We start from the raw sequence: 13,544 nt of genomic DNA on the forward strand, positions 1-13,544 counted from the left end.
TTTCCCAATTCTCCCTGTCGAACCTTGCCGATCAGCAGCTGTAATACATCGCGTATTCGATCGGGTGGGGGGTATGCTCGTAGGCGTACACTTCTTCCCACTTCAGCTTGATATAGGCCTCAAGCTGGTCGCGGGTGAACACGTCACCGGCCAGCAGGAAGTCCATGTCCTTCTCAAGCTCTTCCAGCGCTTCGCGCAGCGAACCGCAGACGGTCGGGATCTCGGCCAGTTCTTCCGGCGGCAGATCATACAGATCCTTGTCCGAAGCCGGGCCCGGATCGATCTTGTTCTTGATCCCGTCAAGGCCGGCCATCAGCAGCGCGGCAAAGGCGAGATAGGGGTTCGCGGCCGGATCGGGGAAACGGGCCTCGACGCGTTTGGCTTTCGGCGATTCCGTCCACGGAATACGGACGCAGCCCGAGCGGTTGCGGGCCGAATAGGCGCGAAGGACCGGGGCTTCGAAGCCGGGGATCAGGCGCTTGTAGCTGTTGGTCGACGGGTTGGTCAGCGCATTCAGCGCCTTCGCATGCTTCAGGATGCCGCCGATGAAATACAGCGCTTCCTGCGACAGGTCGGCATATTTGTCGCCGGCGAACAGCGGCTTGCCGTCCTTCCAGATCGACATGTTGACGTGCATCCCCGAGCCGTTGTCGCCCTTCATCGGCTTCGGCATGAAGGTCGCGGACTTGCCATAGGCGGCAGCGACGTTGTGGATGACGTATTTGTACTTCTGGATGTTGTCGGCCTGCTGGACCAACCCGCCGAAGATCATGCCAAGCTCGTGCTGGCCCGAGGCGACCTCGTGGTGGTGCTTGTCGACCTTGATGCCCATGCGCTTCATCGTGCTGAGCATCTCGCCGCGCAGATCCTGGGCCGCGTCGATCGGGTTCACCGGGAAATAGCCGCCCTTGTGAGGCGCGCGGTGGCCAAGGTTGCCGTCCTCATAATGGGTGTCGGTGTTCCAGGCAGCGTCGACCGAGTCGATCTCGAACGAGACCTTTTGGGGGCTGATCTGGTATTTCACGTCGTCGAACAGGAAGAATTCGGCTTCCGGCCCGAAATAGGCCGTATCGCCGACCCCCGAGGATTTCAGATAGGCCTCGGCCTTGACGGCAGTGCCGCGTGGGTCGCGGGAATAGGCTTCGCCGGTGTCGGGCTCGGCCACGTTGCAATGCACGCAAAGCGTCTTTTCGGCATAGAACGGGTCGATATAGACCGAGGAGGGGTCCGGGAACAGTTTCATGTCGGACTGGTCGATGGATTTCCAGCCGGCGATCGAAGAACCGTCGAACATGAAGCCTTCTTCGAAGAAGTCCTCGTCAACCAGGTCCGCAACCAGCGTCACGTGCTGCAGCTTGCCCTTGGGATCGGTGAAGCGGATGTCGACATATTCGACCTCCTCGTCCTTCATCAGATCCAGAACGTCTTTGACTTGCATTGGATTCCTTCCTCCATTCAGTCGGACCGGCCGCCGCGGCCGGTTGGAAAAACTTGGTAAGGCCGCTGGGCCGGTCAGGCAGGTCAGACGGCGTCGTCGCCGGTTTCACCCGTGCGGATGCGGATCGCCTGCTCGACAGGGATGATGAAGATCTTGCCGTCGCCGATCTTTTCGGTGCGAGCGGCCGAGATGATCGCGTCCACCGCGACTTCGACCAGATCGTCGGGCAGCACCATCTCGATCTTCACCTTGGGCAGGAAGTCGACGACGTATTCGGCACCACGATAAAGTTCGGTATGGCCTTTCTGACGGCCGAAGCCCTTGACTTCGGTGACCGAGAGACCCTGGACGCCCACTTCCTGAAGCGCTTCTTTCACATCATCCAGTTTGAAGGGCTTGATGATGGCTTCGACTTTCTTCATCGCCTGATCCTTCCTCGCGACTTGCCTGCGACCTGATTGGCGGGTTTGATGCAGATCGTCCATGCGGCATGATGGGGAAAGCGGCATGGAAACGCTTAATCAGAATGAACTGCGCTTTTATTGTGCAGCAAGCCTAAGAGGTATGCAACGATCATGGGCGCGACATCGCCGATGCTGACGACTCGCCAGATGCGCGCGGTCGAAATGGCCGCGATTGCGTCCGGCGTCGAGACGGGCGGCAGCCTGATGGAGCGTGCGGGTGCTGCCGCGGCGCAGGTTCTGGCAGTACGCTGGCCGGGATTCGCGGCCTCGGGGCAGGTGGCGCTGATCCTGTGCGGTCCGGGCAATAATGGCGGCGACGGCTATGTCATTGCGCGGCACCTGGCGGGGCGTGGTTGGTCGGTCCGGGTCGCAGCACTGGCGCCGCCCACCACGTCCGAGGCACAGGGCGCTGCCCAGTTGTGGCGTGGCGACGTGTCCGAGATCGGGGCAGTTTCGGCCATGCCCGAACAGCGGATCGGGCTGTGCATCGATGCGCTGTTCGGGACAGGAATCTCGCGCCCACTGGATGCTGAGCTGGCCGGCCTTTTGCGGGGCATCGCAGCCTCGGGCTGCCCGATCGTGGCGGTCGATATCCTCAGCGGCATCTGTGCGGACAGCGGCCGGGTCCTGGGCGATCGCGTCTTGCCCGCGGCGGAACTGACCGTGACCTTTCACCGGCGCAAACTGGGCCATGTGCTGGCCGAGGGGGGTGAACTTGGCGGCAGCGTAACCTGCTGCGACATCGGGCTGGAGCCCTGGCGCGACGCCGCGGGGCAGGCCATCCTTTCCGCGGGGCCGGACCCAAGGCTGGCCAAGCGCGCGGGGCATAAATACAGCCACGGCCACGCCCTGATCCTTGGCGGCGGTCCGGGACGGGGCGGGGCCGCGCGCCTTGCCGCGCGTGCCGCGCTGCGGATCGGGGCGGGGCTGGTCAGCCTGGCCGTCCCGGCCGAGGCTGTGCCCGAGTACGCGGCCCGGCTTGACGCGATCATGCTTGAACCCCTGGCGGAAGAGGAAGACCTTGCCCGCCGCCTGCGTGATCCGCGCATCACCGCGCTTTGCCTTGGCCCGGGGCTGGGGCTTGACCGTGCCGCCCGGCTTGTTCCCACCGCACTGGCGGCAAAGCGGGCCACCGTACTTGATGCCGACGTGCTCACCGCTTTTACCGAGGCGCCCGAGCGCCTGTTCGGCCAGCTACACGACCGGGTGTTGCTGACGCCGCATGATGGAGAGTTTGCGCGGCTGTTTCCCGATCTTGCGCGGCGACTGCAGGATGCCCCGGCTCGCGGCCCGGCCTATTCACGCCTGGATGCGGCGCGGCAAGCTGCGGCGCGGACGGGCGCGACGGTGCTGCTGAAGGGGCCGGATACGATCATCGCCGCGCCGGATGGGCAGGCGGCGATCGCGGCGGCGACGGGTGATGAAGCCGCGCCCTGGCTGGCGACCGCAGGATCGGGGGATGTGCTGGCCGGTCTGGTCGCGGGGCTGATGGCACGGGGCTTTCCCGTGCCCGACGCCGCCCGGACCGGAGCCTGGCTTCACGCCGAGGCCGCGCGCCGTTTCGGACCCGGCCTGATCGCCGAGGATCTGCCCGAAACCCTGCCCGCAGTACTGCGCGACCTTGGGGCATAGGGACTGCATTTTCCCTCTCGCCTCTGCCAGACTGCTTTGCTAATAGACCCGAGCCCTGCGCGCCGAAGCGGCGCGGTGGGACGGATGCGGGTGTGGCGAAATTGGCAGACGCACCAGATTTAGGTTCTGGCGCCGCAAGGCGTGGGGGTTCAAGTCCCTCCACCCGCACCATCTGAAATCAGTCGTTTCGTGATCGCTGCCCGACCCCAGCAGGGGCCGGGTATTTGTCGTATATGCATGCGATGGAAATCTGCGTGCGGTTGTAGTTCCACACTATTCATACAACTTTCCATCACAATTAATTGGCTTTTGTCTCAATCCCATAGTTGATAGCCGGTGTCTCCTTTACTACAGGAGATACAACATGAAATTGGCATGTTACGCGATCCTCGCCGGTCTGACTGCGACCGCGGCGTCCGCGGGCGGCTATGTTGCACCGGTCGTCGAGACGCCGGTTGTTGCACCGGTCGAGCCTGTCGCTCCGGGTGTTGACTGGACCGGCTGGTACGCCGGTGTTCAGTACGGCCAAGGTAGCGCCGACAGCAACTATGCCGGCGACAGCGACATGGACGGCTACGGCCTTCATGGTGGCTACATGCACGACTTCGGGAACTTCGTTCTCGGTGGCGAACTGGACTACAACCGCATCAGCCTCGACGAAACCGACGAGGACGGCGATCTGTGGCGTCTGCGTGGCCGCGCTGGCTACGACATGGGCAAGTTCCTGCCCTACGCCACGCTGGGCGTCGCTCAGCTGGAAGCCGGTGATCTGTCGGAAACCGGGATCACCTACGGCCTCGGCGCTGACTACATGATCAACGACAAGTTCACCGTGGGTGCGGAATACACCCGCAACGACTTCAAAGACGTTGCTGATGTCGACAACGCGGACCTCGACACGGATCTGTTCCAGATCCGCGCGTCCTACCGCTTCTGATAGAACCTCTGGTTCAGTCGAAAACGCCCCCTTCCGAGGGGGCGTTTTTTTATGCGCTGATGCCCGATTGGGAAGGCGGCAGGGAAGGGGCGGTTGCCACCTCAACGCCCGTCCACTGCAAAGAAAAAGGCCGCCCCGAAGGGCGGCCCTGATGCCGGTCGCGGCGGGTGCCGGATCAGAACTGATCCAGCGCCTCGATGGCTTTTTCCAGCTCTTCCTTGGTCACGGATTTGTCTGCAACCTTGGCGCCTTCGACGATGTGGTCGACGACCTTGTCTTCGAAGATCGGGGCGCGCAGCTGCTGCTGGGCCTGCTGGTTCTGCTGGATGAATTCCAGGAAAGCACGCTCCTGGCCCGGATATTGGCGGGCCTGGCGCAGCACGGCCTGGGTCATTTCCTGATCCGAGACGGTGATCTCGGCTTTCTGACCGATTTCGGCCAGCAGCAGGCCCAGACGGACACGGCGCTCGGCCAGAGCCTTGTGCTCGTCCGTCAGCTCGATCTCGCCATGGTTATGGCCGTGCTCTTCCGGATGCTCTTCGTGCCACAGCTGGTGTGCGATCTGCTGTGCTTCGGCTTCGACCAGCGATTCCGGCAGCTCGAACTTGACCAGTGCGTCCAGCTTGTCCAGCAGCGCGCGCTTGAGGATCTGGCGCGACGCACCCTTGTATTCCGACTCAAGACGCTCGCGGATCTGACCCTTCAGGGCTTCCAGGTCTTCGGCACCGAATTTCTTCGCCAGCTCGTCGTCAAGCTCGGCCGCCTTGGGAGCCTTGACGGCCTTGACGGTGGTTTCGAAGATCGCGTCTTTGCCAGCCAGGGTCGGGTGGCCGTAATCCTCGGGGAACTTGACCTCGACCTTGACTTCTTCACCGGCCTTGGCGCCGACAAGCTGCGCTTCGAAGCCGGGGATGAAGCTGTTCGAGCCCAGCACCAGCGGATAATCCTCGGCAGTGCCGCCTTCGAAGGCTTCGCCGTCGACCATGCCCTTGAAGTCGATCACGACCTGGTCGCCGTCCTTGGCCTTGGTGCCTTTCTTGCGGTCCTCGAAGGACTGCGCATTCTTGGCAAGGTTCTCCAGCGCTTCGGTCACTTGCTCGTCACCGGCTTCGACAACCAGACGCTCAAGCTCGACGCCCGAAAGATCGGCTTCCGGGATCGCGGGCAGGGCTTCATAGGAAACGGTGACGACCACGTCGTCGCCTTCCTTCCAGCTTTCACCGTTGACCATCTCGACCTTCGGCTGCAGCGCCGGGCGGTCGCCCGAGGTCTCCAGATGGCCGCGCAGCGCGGTGTCGATCGCTTCCTGCATGGCGTCGCCCATGACGCGCTGGCCGAACTGCTTTTTCAGCAGCGCCATCGGCACCTTGCCCTTGCGGAAGCCCTTCATTTCGACCTCGGGCTGGGCCTCTTTCAGCTTCGCTTCGACCTGTGCCGCAAGATCCGATGCGGGCAGGGTGAATTGATAGCCGCGCTTCAGCCCTTCGTTCTGGGTTTCCTTGACCTGCATTTGACTTCCTTCATCCAACCTGAGCGCGGGAGAGGCAATCATAGCCCTTGTGGCGCAGTGGCCCAAAAGGCCGCGCCCCCGCCGTGTTTCAGCGCGCTAGCTAGGGGATTTTGCGTCCCATAGCAAGAACCAAGGCGGTTTTGAGAGGGCTTGTCGGGCCATCCGCGACGTCCCCCGCGCCGCATTGTGCCACGGCTGCCAAGCCAGCCGCACCTGGAGTGCTGTGGGACAGGTGAGGTTCTCGATGTTTAGTGATTAAATTCAAGGTGTTGGAAAAAACTTTCGCGAAAGATGTTTTTTCCGCTTGCGCCTATCCGGCACCCCCCATATACGACGCCCCACGCAGACGGCGGAAACGTCATCTGGACCTCCGGTGGGGCCATAGCTCAGTTGGTAGAGCGCTTGAATGGCATTCAAGAGGTCAGGGGTTCGACTCCCCTTGGCTCCACCAAATATCTTTCCAATTCAGTGAATTGACGGACGCTTGACAGAAAGCGTCGACGCGCCGCGGCCGCCTTGAGCGGCCTTGCGGCGTTTGGGTATGGCGCTAAAGCCTGTGGGTGCGCGGGTCGTGATCGGCAGGGCCGGTTTCGGCATTGGCTTCGCGTGTGGCGTCGCCTTCAGGTTCGCGCCGGTCCAGAATGTCGCGCACCAGATCGGCGGCATCCCCGAACTCACGCATGATCGCGCTGGCTTGTGAAGCGACGCCGTGGAAACCCGCGACGGCGGCGGTCACGCTTTTGACCACATTGTCGACGCTGCTGGTCAGCGTGGCGGTATTCGCTTCGATTTCCTCCATCAGGTTCCGCCGTGCGGGCTGGGGCTGCGCAGGGCGGGGCCGGGGGGCCTGCGGCTCCTGCGCAGGGGGCGCGGCAAAGCGCGGCGCAGGCGGCTGGAGGTCGCGCCGGTGGCGCGTGGGACGCGGCGGGCGCGGGCGGTCATCGCCCTTGCCCGAGATCAGGTCGGTCAGGTGGCGCGCGGCGATCACGGTGCCGGCAGTCAGAGCGGCCGCTGCGATCCCCGTGCCCCCCCAGACCACCCATTTCGCCAAGCGCGACGGCCGGGGATAGGCGCGCAACCCGTCGGGTGAGACATCTCCATGCGGGGGGATGCGCCGGGGCTCGGGGCGCTCCGAAGGGTGGTGGTGACCCTCGGGAACCGGGCGCGGGCCAAAGCGTGTCTGGCTGGTCACGTCCGCTTCGGTGCGGGGGGTGTCCAGTTCGTCAAAGGGCGGCTCTTGGCTCATCTTCGGATCCTTGTGCGAAACGCGCGTCGCAGCCTCAACCCCGCAATGCGGCGAATGTTCCGTGACCGAGTTCCCTGCTTGCCAGCCAGCAGGCATGAAAAAACGCGCCGGTTCGCGGCGCGTTTTTCCTTGTCTTCGTGGTGAAGCGGCGATCAGTTCGCGGCTTCGTCCTCGTCGCGGCCGGCCGAGCCGATCTCGTCGAAGAGTTCCGCGATTTCGAAATCGGCGGCGGCATCTTCTTCCGCGGCCAGTTCCTGGATCGACTTGCCCGAAGCTTGCAGTTCGGCTTCTTCGGCCGAACGGGCGACGTTCAGGTGGATCGTCGCGTCGACTTCCGGGTGCAGGTGCACGCGAACGTCGTGCAGGCCCAGCTCCTTGATCGGGGCGGTCAGGACAACCTGACGGCGCTCGATCGAGAAGCCTTCGGCATTGGCGACTTCGGCGGCGTCACGCGGGGTGACCGAGCCGTAAAGCGCGCCGGCGTCCGAGGCCGAGCGGATGATGACGAAGGTCTGGCCGTCGATTTTCTCGGCGACTTTCTGAGCTTCGGCGCGGGTCTCGTCGTTGCGAACGGCCAGGTCGGCCTTGCGCTCTTCGAATGCCTTGACGTTGGCGTCCGAGGCACGCATCGCCTTGCCTTGCGGCAGAAGGAAGTTACGCGCGAAGCCGTCTTTGACTTTCACGACTTCGCCCATTTGGCCAAGCCGGGCCACACGTTCCAGCAGGATGACTTGCATGATCGTCTCTCCTTACTTCACGGCATAGGGGAGCAGGGCGAGGAAGCGGGCGCGCTTGATGGCGCGGGCCAGCTCACGCTGCTTCTTTGCCGAGACGGCGGTGATGCGCGAGGGCACGATCTTGCCGCGTTCCGAAACGTAACGCTGCAGAAGGCGCGTGTCCTTGTAGTCGATCGCGGGAGCGTTGTCGCCCGAGAACGGGCAGACTTTGCGGCGGCGGAAGAAGGGTTTGTTAGCCATTTCTCTGGTTCCTATCCCTTAGTTCCGGTCGTCGCGGTCACGACGCTCGCGGCGTTCGCCACCACGGTCGCCACGATCACCGCGGTCGCCACGATCGCCGCGATCACCACGCTCGCGCTCGTCGCGCTTCTGCATCTGGATCGAGGGGCCTTCCTTGTGCTCGTCGACGCGGACGGTCAGCACGCGCATGACGTCGTCATGCAGGCGGGCAAGGCGCTCCATTTCCTGCACGGCGGCCGAGGGCGCGTCCGAACGCAGGAAGGCATAGTGGCCCTTGCGGTTCTTGTTGATCTTGTAGGCGAGGGTGCGGACACCCCAGTATTCGTTTTCGACGACCTTGCCACCGTTATCGGCAAGCACGGTCGAGAAATGTTCGATCAGCCCTTCGGCCTGCGTGTTCGACAGGTCCTGGCGGGCGATCAGCACATGCTCGTAAAGCGGCATGACTGCTACCTTTATATCAGGGCGCATTTCAACGGCGGGACAATCCCTCCGCGCCCCGCCACGAGAGGCTGCGCCGGTTTCGCATTTGCGGAAGGATGCGGCTTTATAGCGGCGAAATCCGGGGGAGCAAGGGAAAACCGCCGGTTTGCTGGGAAAATCGCCGTGGCGGCGACACTGTTTCCACGCTGCGCGGCAACACGAAATTGTCAGGAAGATGTGGTCAAACCCTTGTTGCGATTGACGCATTTCATCAGCACATAGCCAAACATGACGAATTCAATCAGGAGTCTCCGCATGAAGTCCCTTGTCGCCCCCGTCGCCGTTCTCACTGTTCTTGGTGCTTCGGCTGCCCTGGCCGAGCCTGTTGCCTATGACTTCGATCCCTCGCACAGCCAGGTCGTGTTCGAATATGGCCACATGGGCTTTTCGACCAGCACCGGCATCGTCAATGGCGTGACCGGCAAGCTGCTTCTGGACAGCGAGAATCCCGCGAATTCCAGTGTCGAGGCGACGATCCCGCTGGCCGGGCTGCGGACAGTCTCGCCCGAACTGGACAAGCACCTGTTCGGCGCCGATTTCTTCAACACCGACCAGGGCGAAGCGGTCGCGACCTTCAAGTCGACCAAGGTCGAGCAGGACGGCGATGACGAAGCGAAGGTCACCGGCGATTTCACGCTGAACGGCGTGACGAAACCCGTCGTGCTTGAAGTTGACCTGAACAAGATCGGCGCGCACCCGATGACCGGCAAGGACGCCGCCGGCTTCGACGCCGAAACCCGGATTGCGCGTTCGGAATTCAACCTCGGGAAATTTGCCCCGGCGGTCGATGACGAGGTTGCGGTCATGATCACTGTCGAGGCCGTGAAGACCGAGTAAGCTCAGCCTGCGGATCGACACAAAAAAGGGCCCCGTCGGGCCCTTTTTCCTGTTTCTGTCCGGCGGCGCGCAAGATCAGTTCAGCGCGCCGTTCTTGTCCAGATCCGAGGCGGCGAAGTCGGCCTTGGCCGCGGCAGCGAACTCGGACTTGCTGAGGCTGCCATTCCGGTTCGTGTCGACCGCGGTGAACTGCTCCGCAGAAACGGTGGTGCCGGCTTCCGCCTGCGACAGCGCGCCGTTCTTGTCCGCGTCCAGCGTCGTGAAGACCTTGTCGGTGAACGCCGCGAATTCGTTGGCGTCGACCGACATGTCCCCGTTGGTGTCCATGGCCGCAAGATAATTGCCCGAAACCTGGGCGAAGGTCGGGGTGCCGGCAAGCAGGAAGACGGCGACGGCAGAAAATGTTCTGTTCATGGCTTTCCTCCTCAGCCGCAAGAATAACGCTGACCAGCGTAGCCGCCAGCGACCGAGCCTGCCGCGATGGCGACATCGCGACCGACACCGCCGCCGATCAGGCTGCCCGCTGCGCCGCCCAGCACCGCGCCCATGAAGCTGCCCGATATGCAGGCGACCTCGTGCTGTTGCTCGGGGGTCTGGTTGGCGCAGGCACTTGCAACAAGTACCATTGCGCCGAGGATAAGAGGTGATTTCACGATCGTGCTCCTGTGCTGTTCCAGTGGTCGGCTCTGCAGTCAGTTGCATTCGGGCGGTTAAGTCATCCCGCATCAGAACGTCGACGGGCTGTGTTCGTTCCCGTAACCCTCTGTCTTCGTAAGATTAGGTGTAGACCGGCAAACGCCGTCTGCCAATCACGGATTTTCTGCGGCCGCTTGCCGTGTTCGCTTTGGCGGCCAAGCGATCGGCCTTGCGGCAAGGCAGCGCAGCGGATAATCCCGCTGACATGCTGCCCCAGGACAGACTTTCCCAGATCGTTCAGCGTTTCGAGTTTCTCGAGGCGAAGCTGAACGCCGGACCCGCCCCTGACGAAATCGCGCGCATCAGCCGCGAATATGCCGAGCTGAAGCCGGTCGTCACCCAGATCGCCGAATGGCGCGCAGCCCAGGACGGCATCCGAGAGGCGCAGGCCATGCTTGCCGATCCCGAGATGCGCGAGCTGGCCGAGGATGAGCTGTCGCGCCTGCGCGCGCAGTTGCCCGACCTGGAGCACCGTCTGCGCATCGCGCTTTTGCCCAAGGATGCCGCGGACGCGCGGCCCGCGATCCTGGAAATCCGGCCCGGCACCGGTGGCGACGAGGCCGCGCTGTTCGCGGGCGACCTGCTGAACATGTATCGCCGGTTCTCGGAATCGCAGGGCTGGAACTTCCAGCTGCTCGAGCTTTCCGAATCCGAGCTGGGCGGCGTGCGCGAGGCCGTGGCGAGAATCGAGGGCGAGGGGGTCTTTGCCCGGTTGAAATATGAATCCGGCGTCCATCGCGTCCAGCGCGTGCCCGAAACCGAGTCCGGCGGGCGGATCCACACCAGCGCTGCCACCGTCGCCGTTCTTCCCGAGGCGGAAGAGGTGGATATCGATATTCCGGCCGGCGACATCCGCATCGACACGATGCGTGCCAGCGGCGCAGGCGGGCAGCACGTCAACACCACCGACTCGGCCGTGCGGATCACGCACCTGCCCACCGGGATCATCGTCACCAGTTCTGAAAAGTCGCAGCACCAGAACCGCGCCAATGCGATGGCGGTCCTGCGCGCGCGGCTTTACGATCTGGAGCGCAGCCGGGCCGATGCAGAGCGGGCCGCAGATCGCAGGTCGCAGGTCGGATCGGGCGATCGGTCCGAGCGTATCCGCACCTATAACTTCCCGCAGGGTCGGATGACGGACCACCGCATCGGGCTGACGCTTTACGCGCTGGATCGAATCATTGCGGGTGATCTGGGCGAGACCACCGATGCGTTGATCGCCCATGACCAGGCGGCGCGGCTGGCGGCGGAACTGGAATGACCGCCCCCGAGGGTCGGCCGGACCATCCGACGGGCAGCGTGCTTTGTTCGGCTGCCGAAAAGCGCCTGCAATCCGTTGGCATCGAGGGGGCGGCCGGCGATGTCCGCGCGCTGTTTCTGCATGCGCTGACAACCGCGCTGGGTCGGCCGGTGCCGCGCCACGCCCTGCGTGATCACTTGGCTGCGCCTGTTCCCCAGGCGGTTGTGGACGCCTTTGCCCGGATGGTCGCCGCGCGTGAGGCGCGCCAGCCCGTCAGCCAGATCACCGGGCGGCGCGCCTTCTGGAAGCATGACTTCCGCGTCACGCCCGACACATTGGATCCGCGCCCGGAAACCGAACTGCTGGTCGAACTTGCACTGACCGAGGGATTCCGCTCGGTCCTCGACTTGGGGACGGGGACGGGGGCAATCCTGATCTCGGTTCTGGCCGAACGTCCGGGGGTTGCCGGGCTCGGAGTGGATCTTTCGCCCGCCGCCCTTGATGTGGCGCGCCAGAACGCCCAGATGATCGGAGTACAAGCGGATTTCGTTCTTTCCGACTGGTTCGCGGTGATTTCGGGCGATTTCGACCTGATCCTGTCCAACCCGCCCTATATCGCCGAAAGCGAGATGCCGGAACTGGCCCCCGAAGTTCGGGAGTGGGAACCGCGCATGGCGCTGACGGATGAGGGCGACGGGCTGGCCGCCTATCGCGCCATCTGTGCCGCCGCGCCCGCCCATCTTCGGCCCCAAGGCCGGCTGATGGTCGAGATCGGGCCCAGCCAAGGCAACGCGGTGGCAGAGCTGATGCGCCGGGCGGGGTTGGCGGATGTTACCGTCTGTCGCGACCTTGACGGGCGCGATCGCGTCGTCTGGGGCCGGAAAGCCGGATTGCAGAGCACTTAATCGCCAAAAACCCTGCATCCTGTGAAATTTTTGCTTGTCAGCACCGTTGCGGGATGCTTAGTGGCGTTTGTGACGGGGGCGTAGCGCCCACGCACGGGTCAGTTGCACTCCCAGCCTCAAACTGGTCACACAGGAAAAGCCTCAGGGCCAATCCTGAACTGGCAACCGCTGCAAGAGATGACCCTAACCTGAGCCGGCCATTGCCGGTCCACGAATGACAGCAAGCTGATGAGATCATCCAAATCCCGTTCGCGTAACAAGTCGAACCGCCAGCGCACGACGCTGGGAAACATCGTCAACCGCGTTTTTGACAGCTCGGGCCCCGAGGGCAAGGTGCGCGGCACGCCGCAGCAGATCATCGAGAAATATCTGACGCTTGCGCGCGACGCTCAGCTTTCGAACGATCGCGTGGCCGAGCAGAGCTTCCTGCAGCACGCCGAGCATTATACCCGCATGCTGGGCGAGGCGCAGCGCGAGCAGGCCGAACGTCAGCAGCATCAGAACGGTGGTCGCGACGACGACCGCGACGATGCGTCGGGCGATTACGGCCAGTCTCAGAATGGCAATGGCCAGGGCGGCAACAACCGCGGCGACGACAATCGTCGGGACGATAACCGCCGGGAAGACAACCGTCGTGACGACAACCGTCGCGACGATAGCCGACGGGACGAACAGCGCGGTGAAAGCCGCCAGGAGAACCGCCGCGACAACCGCCGTGATGATCGCCGCGACGAAAACCGTCGGGATGATCGCAAGGACGACCGCAAGGATGACCGTCGCGAGGAGCGTCCGGCCCCTGCCGCCGAAGCCTCCGAGGAACGCGGCCTGCCGCTTGCGATTTCCGCCGAGGAAGAGCGCGGCCCGGTCGATACGCCCGAAACCAACCGTGCCAAGCCCGCGACCGAAGCTGCCGTGGAAACCGCGCCCGTGGCCGAAGCCCCGGCCGCTGTTGAGCCTGCGGTCCCCGCTGCGGCCGCCCCGGCGGAAGAGGCGCCCGTCGCAGCTCCGCGTCGTCGCCGCAGCACCACGGCCGCGTCCGGCGCAGCCGCCGCGCCGGCTGCAGCCGGCACGACGCCGACGCGTTCGCGCCGCCGCACGACCAGCGAGCCCAAGGCAGAAAACGGGGCCGATACCCCGGCAGTTGCAGAAAAGGCCTCGGGCGAGTAATCGCCCGGCCAT

The 13,544-nt window shown here is 63.9% G+C and carries 15 protein-coding genes and 2 tRNA genes; 8 read left to right on the forward strand and 9 right to left on the reverse strand.

Going from position 1 to position 13,544, the window contains the following annotated elements; translation table 11 throughout:
* Positions 1–31 precede the first annotated feature (31 nt).
* Together glnA and RM190_RS06950 are read right to left on the reverse strand one after the other, a co-directional pair.
* A complete protein-coding gene (gene glnA / locus RM190_RS06945; RefSeq protein ID WP_311758683.1) occupies positions 32–1,438 on the reverse strand; it encodes a type I glutamate--ammonia ligase in 1,407 nt (468 codons plus the stop codon).
* Positions 1,439–1,521: 83 nt separating this feature from the next.
* On the reverse strand, positions 1,522–1,860 hold the full coding sequence (locus tag RM190_RS06950) for a P-II family nitrogen regulator (RefSeq protein WP_311758684.1): 339 nt from the start codon (positions 1,858–1,860) through the stop codon (positions 1,522–1,524).
* Positions 1,861–2,031: 171 nt separating this feature from the next.
* Between RM190_RS06950 and RM190_RS06955 the strand changes: the two genes are divergently transcribed.
* From RM190_RS06955 to RM190_RS06965, 3 genes are all read left to right on the forward strand, one after another.
* The gene (locus tag RM190_RS06955) at positions 2,032–3,534 is read left to right on the forward strand and encodes an NAD(P)H-hydrate dehydratase (RefSeq protein ID WP_311758685.1); all 1,503 of its coding nucleotides are present in this window, start codon (positions 2,032–2,034) and stop codon (positions 3,532–3,534) included.
* 86 nt (positions 3,535–3,620) lie between these two features.
* Positions 3,621–3,705 (forward strand) — tRNA-Leu (locus tag RM190_RS06960).
* Positions 3,706–3,898: 193 nt separating this feature from the next.
* A complete protein-coding gene (locus RM190_RS06965) occupies positions 3,899–4,471 on the forward strand; it encodes an outer membrane protein (protein ID WP_311758686.1) in 573 nt (190 codons plus the stop codon).
* Between the two features lie 175 nt (positions 4,472–4,646).
* On the opposite strand, the gene tig is transcribed toward RM190_RS06965, so the two are convergent.
* Positions 4,647–5,981 carry a trigger factor gene (gene tig, locus RM190_RS06970; RefSeq protein ID WP_311758687.1) on the reverse strand — a complete coding sequence of 445 codons (1,335 nt, stop codon included), beginning with the start codon at positions 5,979–5,981 and terminating at the stop codon, positions 4,647–4,649.
* A gap of 375 nt (positions 5,982–6,356) precedes the next feature.
* Between tig and RM190_RS06975 the strand changes: the two genes are divergently transcribed.
* Positions 6,357–6,432, forward strand: a tRNA-Ala gene (locus RM190_RS06975).
* A gap of 96 nt (positions 6,433–6,528) precedes the next feature.
* Here RM190_RS06975 and RM190_RS06980 read toward each other — a convergent pair.
* The 4 genes from RM190_RS06980 to rpsF form a co-directional block, all read right to left on the reverse strand.
* A complete protein-coding gene (locus RM190_RS06980) occupies positions 6,529–7,227 on the reverse strand; it encodes a hypothetical protein (RefSeq protein ID WP_311758688.1) in 699 nt (232 codons plus the stop codon).
* A 152-nt stretch (positions 7,228–7,379) separates the two neighbouring features.
* Positions 7,380–7,964, reverse strand: a complete 585-nt coding sequence (rplI, locus tag RM190_RS06985) for a 50S ribosomal protein L9 (protein ID WP_311758689.1) — start codon at positions 7,962–7,964, stop codon at positions 7,380–7,382.
* Between the two features lie 12 nt (positions 7,965–7,976).
* Positions 7,977–8,204, reverse strand: a complete 228-nt coding sequence (rpsR, locus tag RM190_RS06990; protein WP_022704737.1) for a 30S ribosomal protein S18 — start codon at positions 8,202–8,204, stop codon at positions 7,977–7,979.
* Between the two features lie 18 nt (positions 8,205–8,222).
* Positions 8,223–8,648: a 30S ribosomal protein S6 gene (gene rpsF / locus RM190_RS06995; RefSeq protein ID WP_311758690.1), complete on the reverse strand. Its 426-nt coding sequence runs from the start codon at positions 8,646–8,648 to the stop codon at positions 8,223–8,225.
* A gap of 294 nt (positions 8,649–8,942) precedes the next feature.
* On the opposite strand from rpsF, the gene RM190_RS07000 reads away from it, so the two are divergent.
* Complete coding sequence (locus RM190_RS07000) at positions 8,943–9,524, forward strand: YceI family protein (RefSeq protein WP_311758691.1); 582 nt, start codon at positions 8,943–8,945, stop codon at positions 9,522–9,524.
* A gap of 75 nt (positions 9,525–9,599) precedes the next feature.
* On the opposite strand, the gene RM190_RS07005 is transcribed toward RM190_RS07000, so the two are convergent.
* Complete coding sequence (locus RM190_RS07005; protein WP_311758692.1) at positions 9,600–9,938, reverse strand: hypothetical protein; 339 nt, start codon at positions 9,936–9,938, stop codon at positions 9,600–9,602.
* Between the two features lie 11 nt (positions 9,939–9,949).
* Positions 9,950–10,177: a glycine zipper 2TM domain-containing protein gene (locus RM190_RS07010; RefSeq protein ID WP_311758693.1), complete on the reverse strand. Its 228-nt coding sequence runs from the start codon at positions 10,175–10,177 to the stop codon at positions 9,950–9,952.
* A 248-nt stretch (positions 10,178–10,425) separates the two neighbouring features.
* On the opposite strand from RM190_RS07010, the gene prfA reads away from it, so the two are divergent.
* The 3 genes from prfA to RM190_RS07025 all read left to right on the forward strand — a co-directional run bounded on the left by prfA (position 10,426) and on the right by RM190_RS07025 (position 13,532).
* Positions 10,426–11,481: a peptide chain release factor 1 gene (gene prfA, locus RM190_RS07015; protein WP_311758694.1), complete on the forward strand. Its 1,056-nt coding sequence runs from the start codon at positions 10,426–10,428 to the stop codon at positions 11,479–11,481.
* A complete protein-coding gene (gene prmC, locus RM190_RS07020) occupies positions 11,478–12,365 on the forward strand; it encodes a peptide chain release factor N(5)-glutamine methyltransferase (RefSeq protein WP_311758695.1) in 888 nt (295 codons plus the stop codon). Before prfA ends, prmC begins: the two co-directional genes overlap by 4 nt.
* Before the next feature lie 228 nt (positions 12,366–12,593).
* On the forward strand, positions 12,594–13,532 hold the full coding sequence (locus tag RM190_RS07025) for a DUF4167 domain-containing protein (RefSeq protein ID WP_311758696.1): 939 nt from the start codon (positions 12,594–12,596) through the stop codon (positions 13,530–13,532).
* Positions 13,533–13,544: the final 12 nt, after the last annotated feature.

The organism is Paracoccus broussonetiae (assembly GCF_031854425.1).
Lineage (GTDB): Bacteria > Pseudomonadota > Alphaproteobacteria > Rhodobacterales > Rhodobacteraceae > Paracoccus > Paracoccus broussonetiae.

What these genes read in the sequence shown, in the direction of transcription:
- RM190_RS06950 (WP_311758684.1), bottom strand. Translation starts at nt 1,860, where the DNA reads ATGAAGAAAGTCGAAGCCATCATCAAGCCCTTCAAACTGGATGATGTG.
- RM190_RS06955 (WP_311758685.1), top strand. Translation starts at nt 2,032, where the DNA reads ATGCTGACGACTCGCCAGATGCGCGCGGTCGAAATGGCCGCGATTGCG.
- tig (WP_311758687.1), bottom strand. Translation starts at nt 5,981, where the DNA reads ATGCAGGTCAAGGAAACCCAGAACGAAGGGCTGAAGCGCGGCTATCAA.
- rplI (WP_311758689.1), bottom strand. Translation starts at nt 7,964, where the DNA reads ATGCAAGTCATCCTGCTGGAACGTGTGGCCCGGCTTGGCCAAATGGGC.
- prfA (WP_311758694.1), top strand. Translation starts at nt 10,426, where the DNA reads ATGCTGCCCCAGGACAGACTTTCCCAGATCGTTCAGCGTTTCGAGTTT.
- glnA (WP_311758683.1), bottom strand. Translation starts at nt 1,438, where the DNA reads ATGCAAGTCAAAGACGTTCTGGATCTGATGAAGGACGAGGAGGTCGAA.
- RM190_RS07005 (WP_311758692.1), bottom strand. Translation starts at nt 9,938, where the DNA reads ATGAACAGAACATTTTCTGCCGTCGCCGTCTTCCTGCTTGCCGGCACC.
- RM190_RS06980 (WP_311758688.1), bottom strand. Translation starts at nt 7,227, where the DNA reads ATGAGCCAAGAGCCGCCCTTTGACGAACTGGACACCCCCCGCACCGAA.
- rpsF (WP_311758690.1), bottom strand. Translation starts at nt 8,648, where the DNA reads ATGCCGCTTTACGAGCATGTGCTGATCGCCCGCCAGGACCTGTCGAAC.
- rpsR (WP_022704737.1), bottom strand. Translation starts at nt 8,204, where the DNA reads ATGGCTAACAAACCCTTCTTCCGCCGCCGCAAAGTCTGCCCGTTCTCG.
- RM190_RS06965 (WP_311758686.1), top strand. Translation starts at nt 3,899, where the DNA reads ATGAAATTGGCATGTTACGCGATCCTCGCCGGTCTGACTGCGACCGCG.
- prmC (WP_311758695.1), top strand. Translation starts at nt 11,478, where the DNA reads ATGACCGCCCCCGAGGGTCGGCCGGACCATCCGACGGGCAGCGTGCTT.
- RM190_RS07000 (WP_311758691.1), top strand. Translation starts at nt 8,943, where the DNA reads ATGAAGTCCCTTGTCGCCCCCGTCGCCGTTCTCACTGTTCTTGGTGCT.
- RM190_RS07025 (WP_311758696.1), top strand. Translation starts at nt 12,594, where the DNA reads ATGAGATCATCCAAATCCCGTTCGCGTAACAAGTCGAACCGCCAGCGC.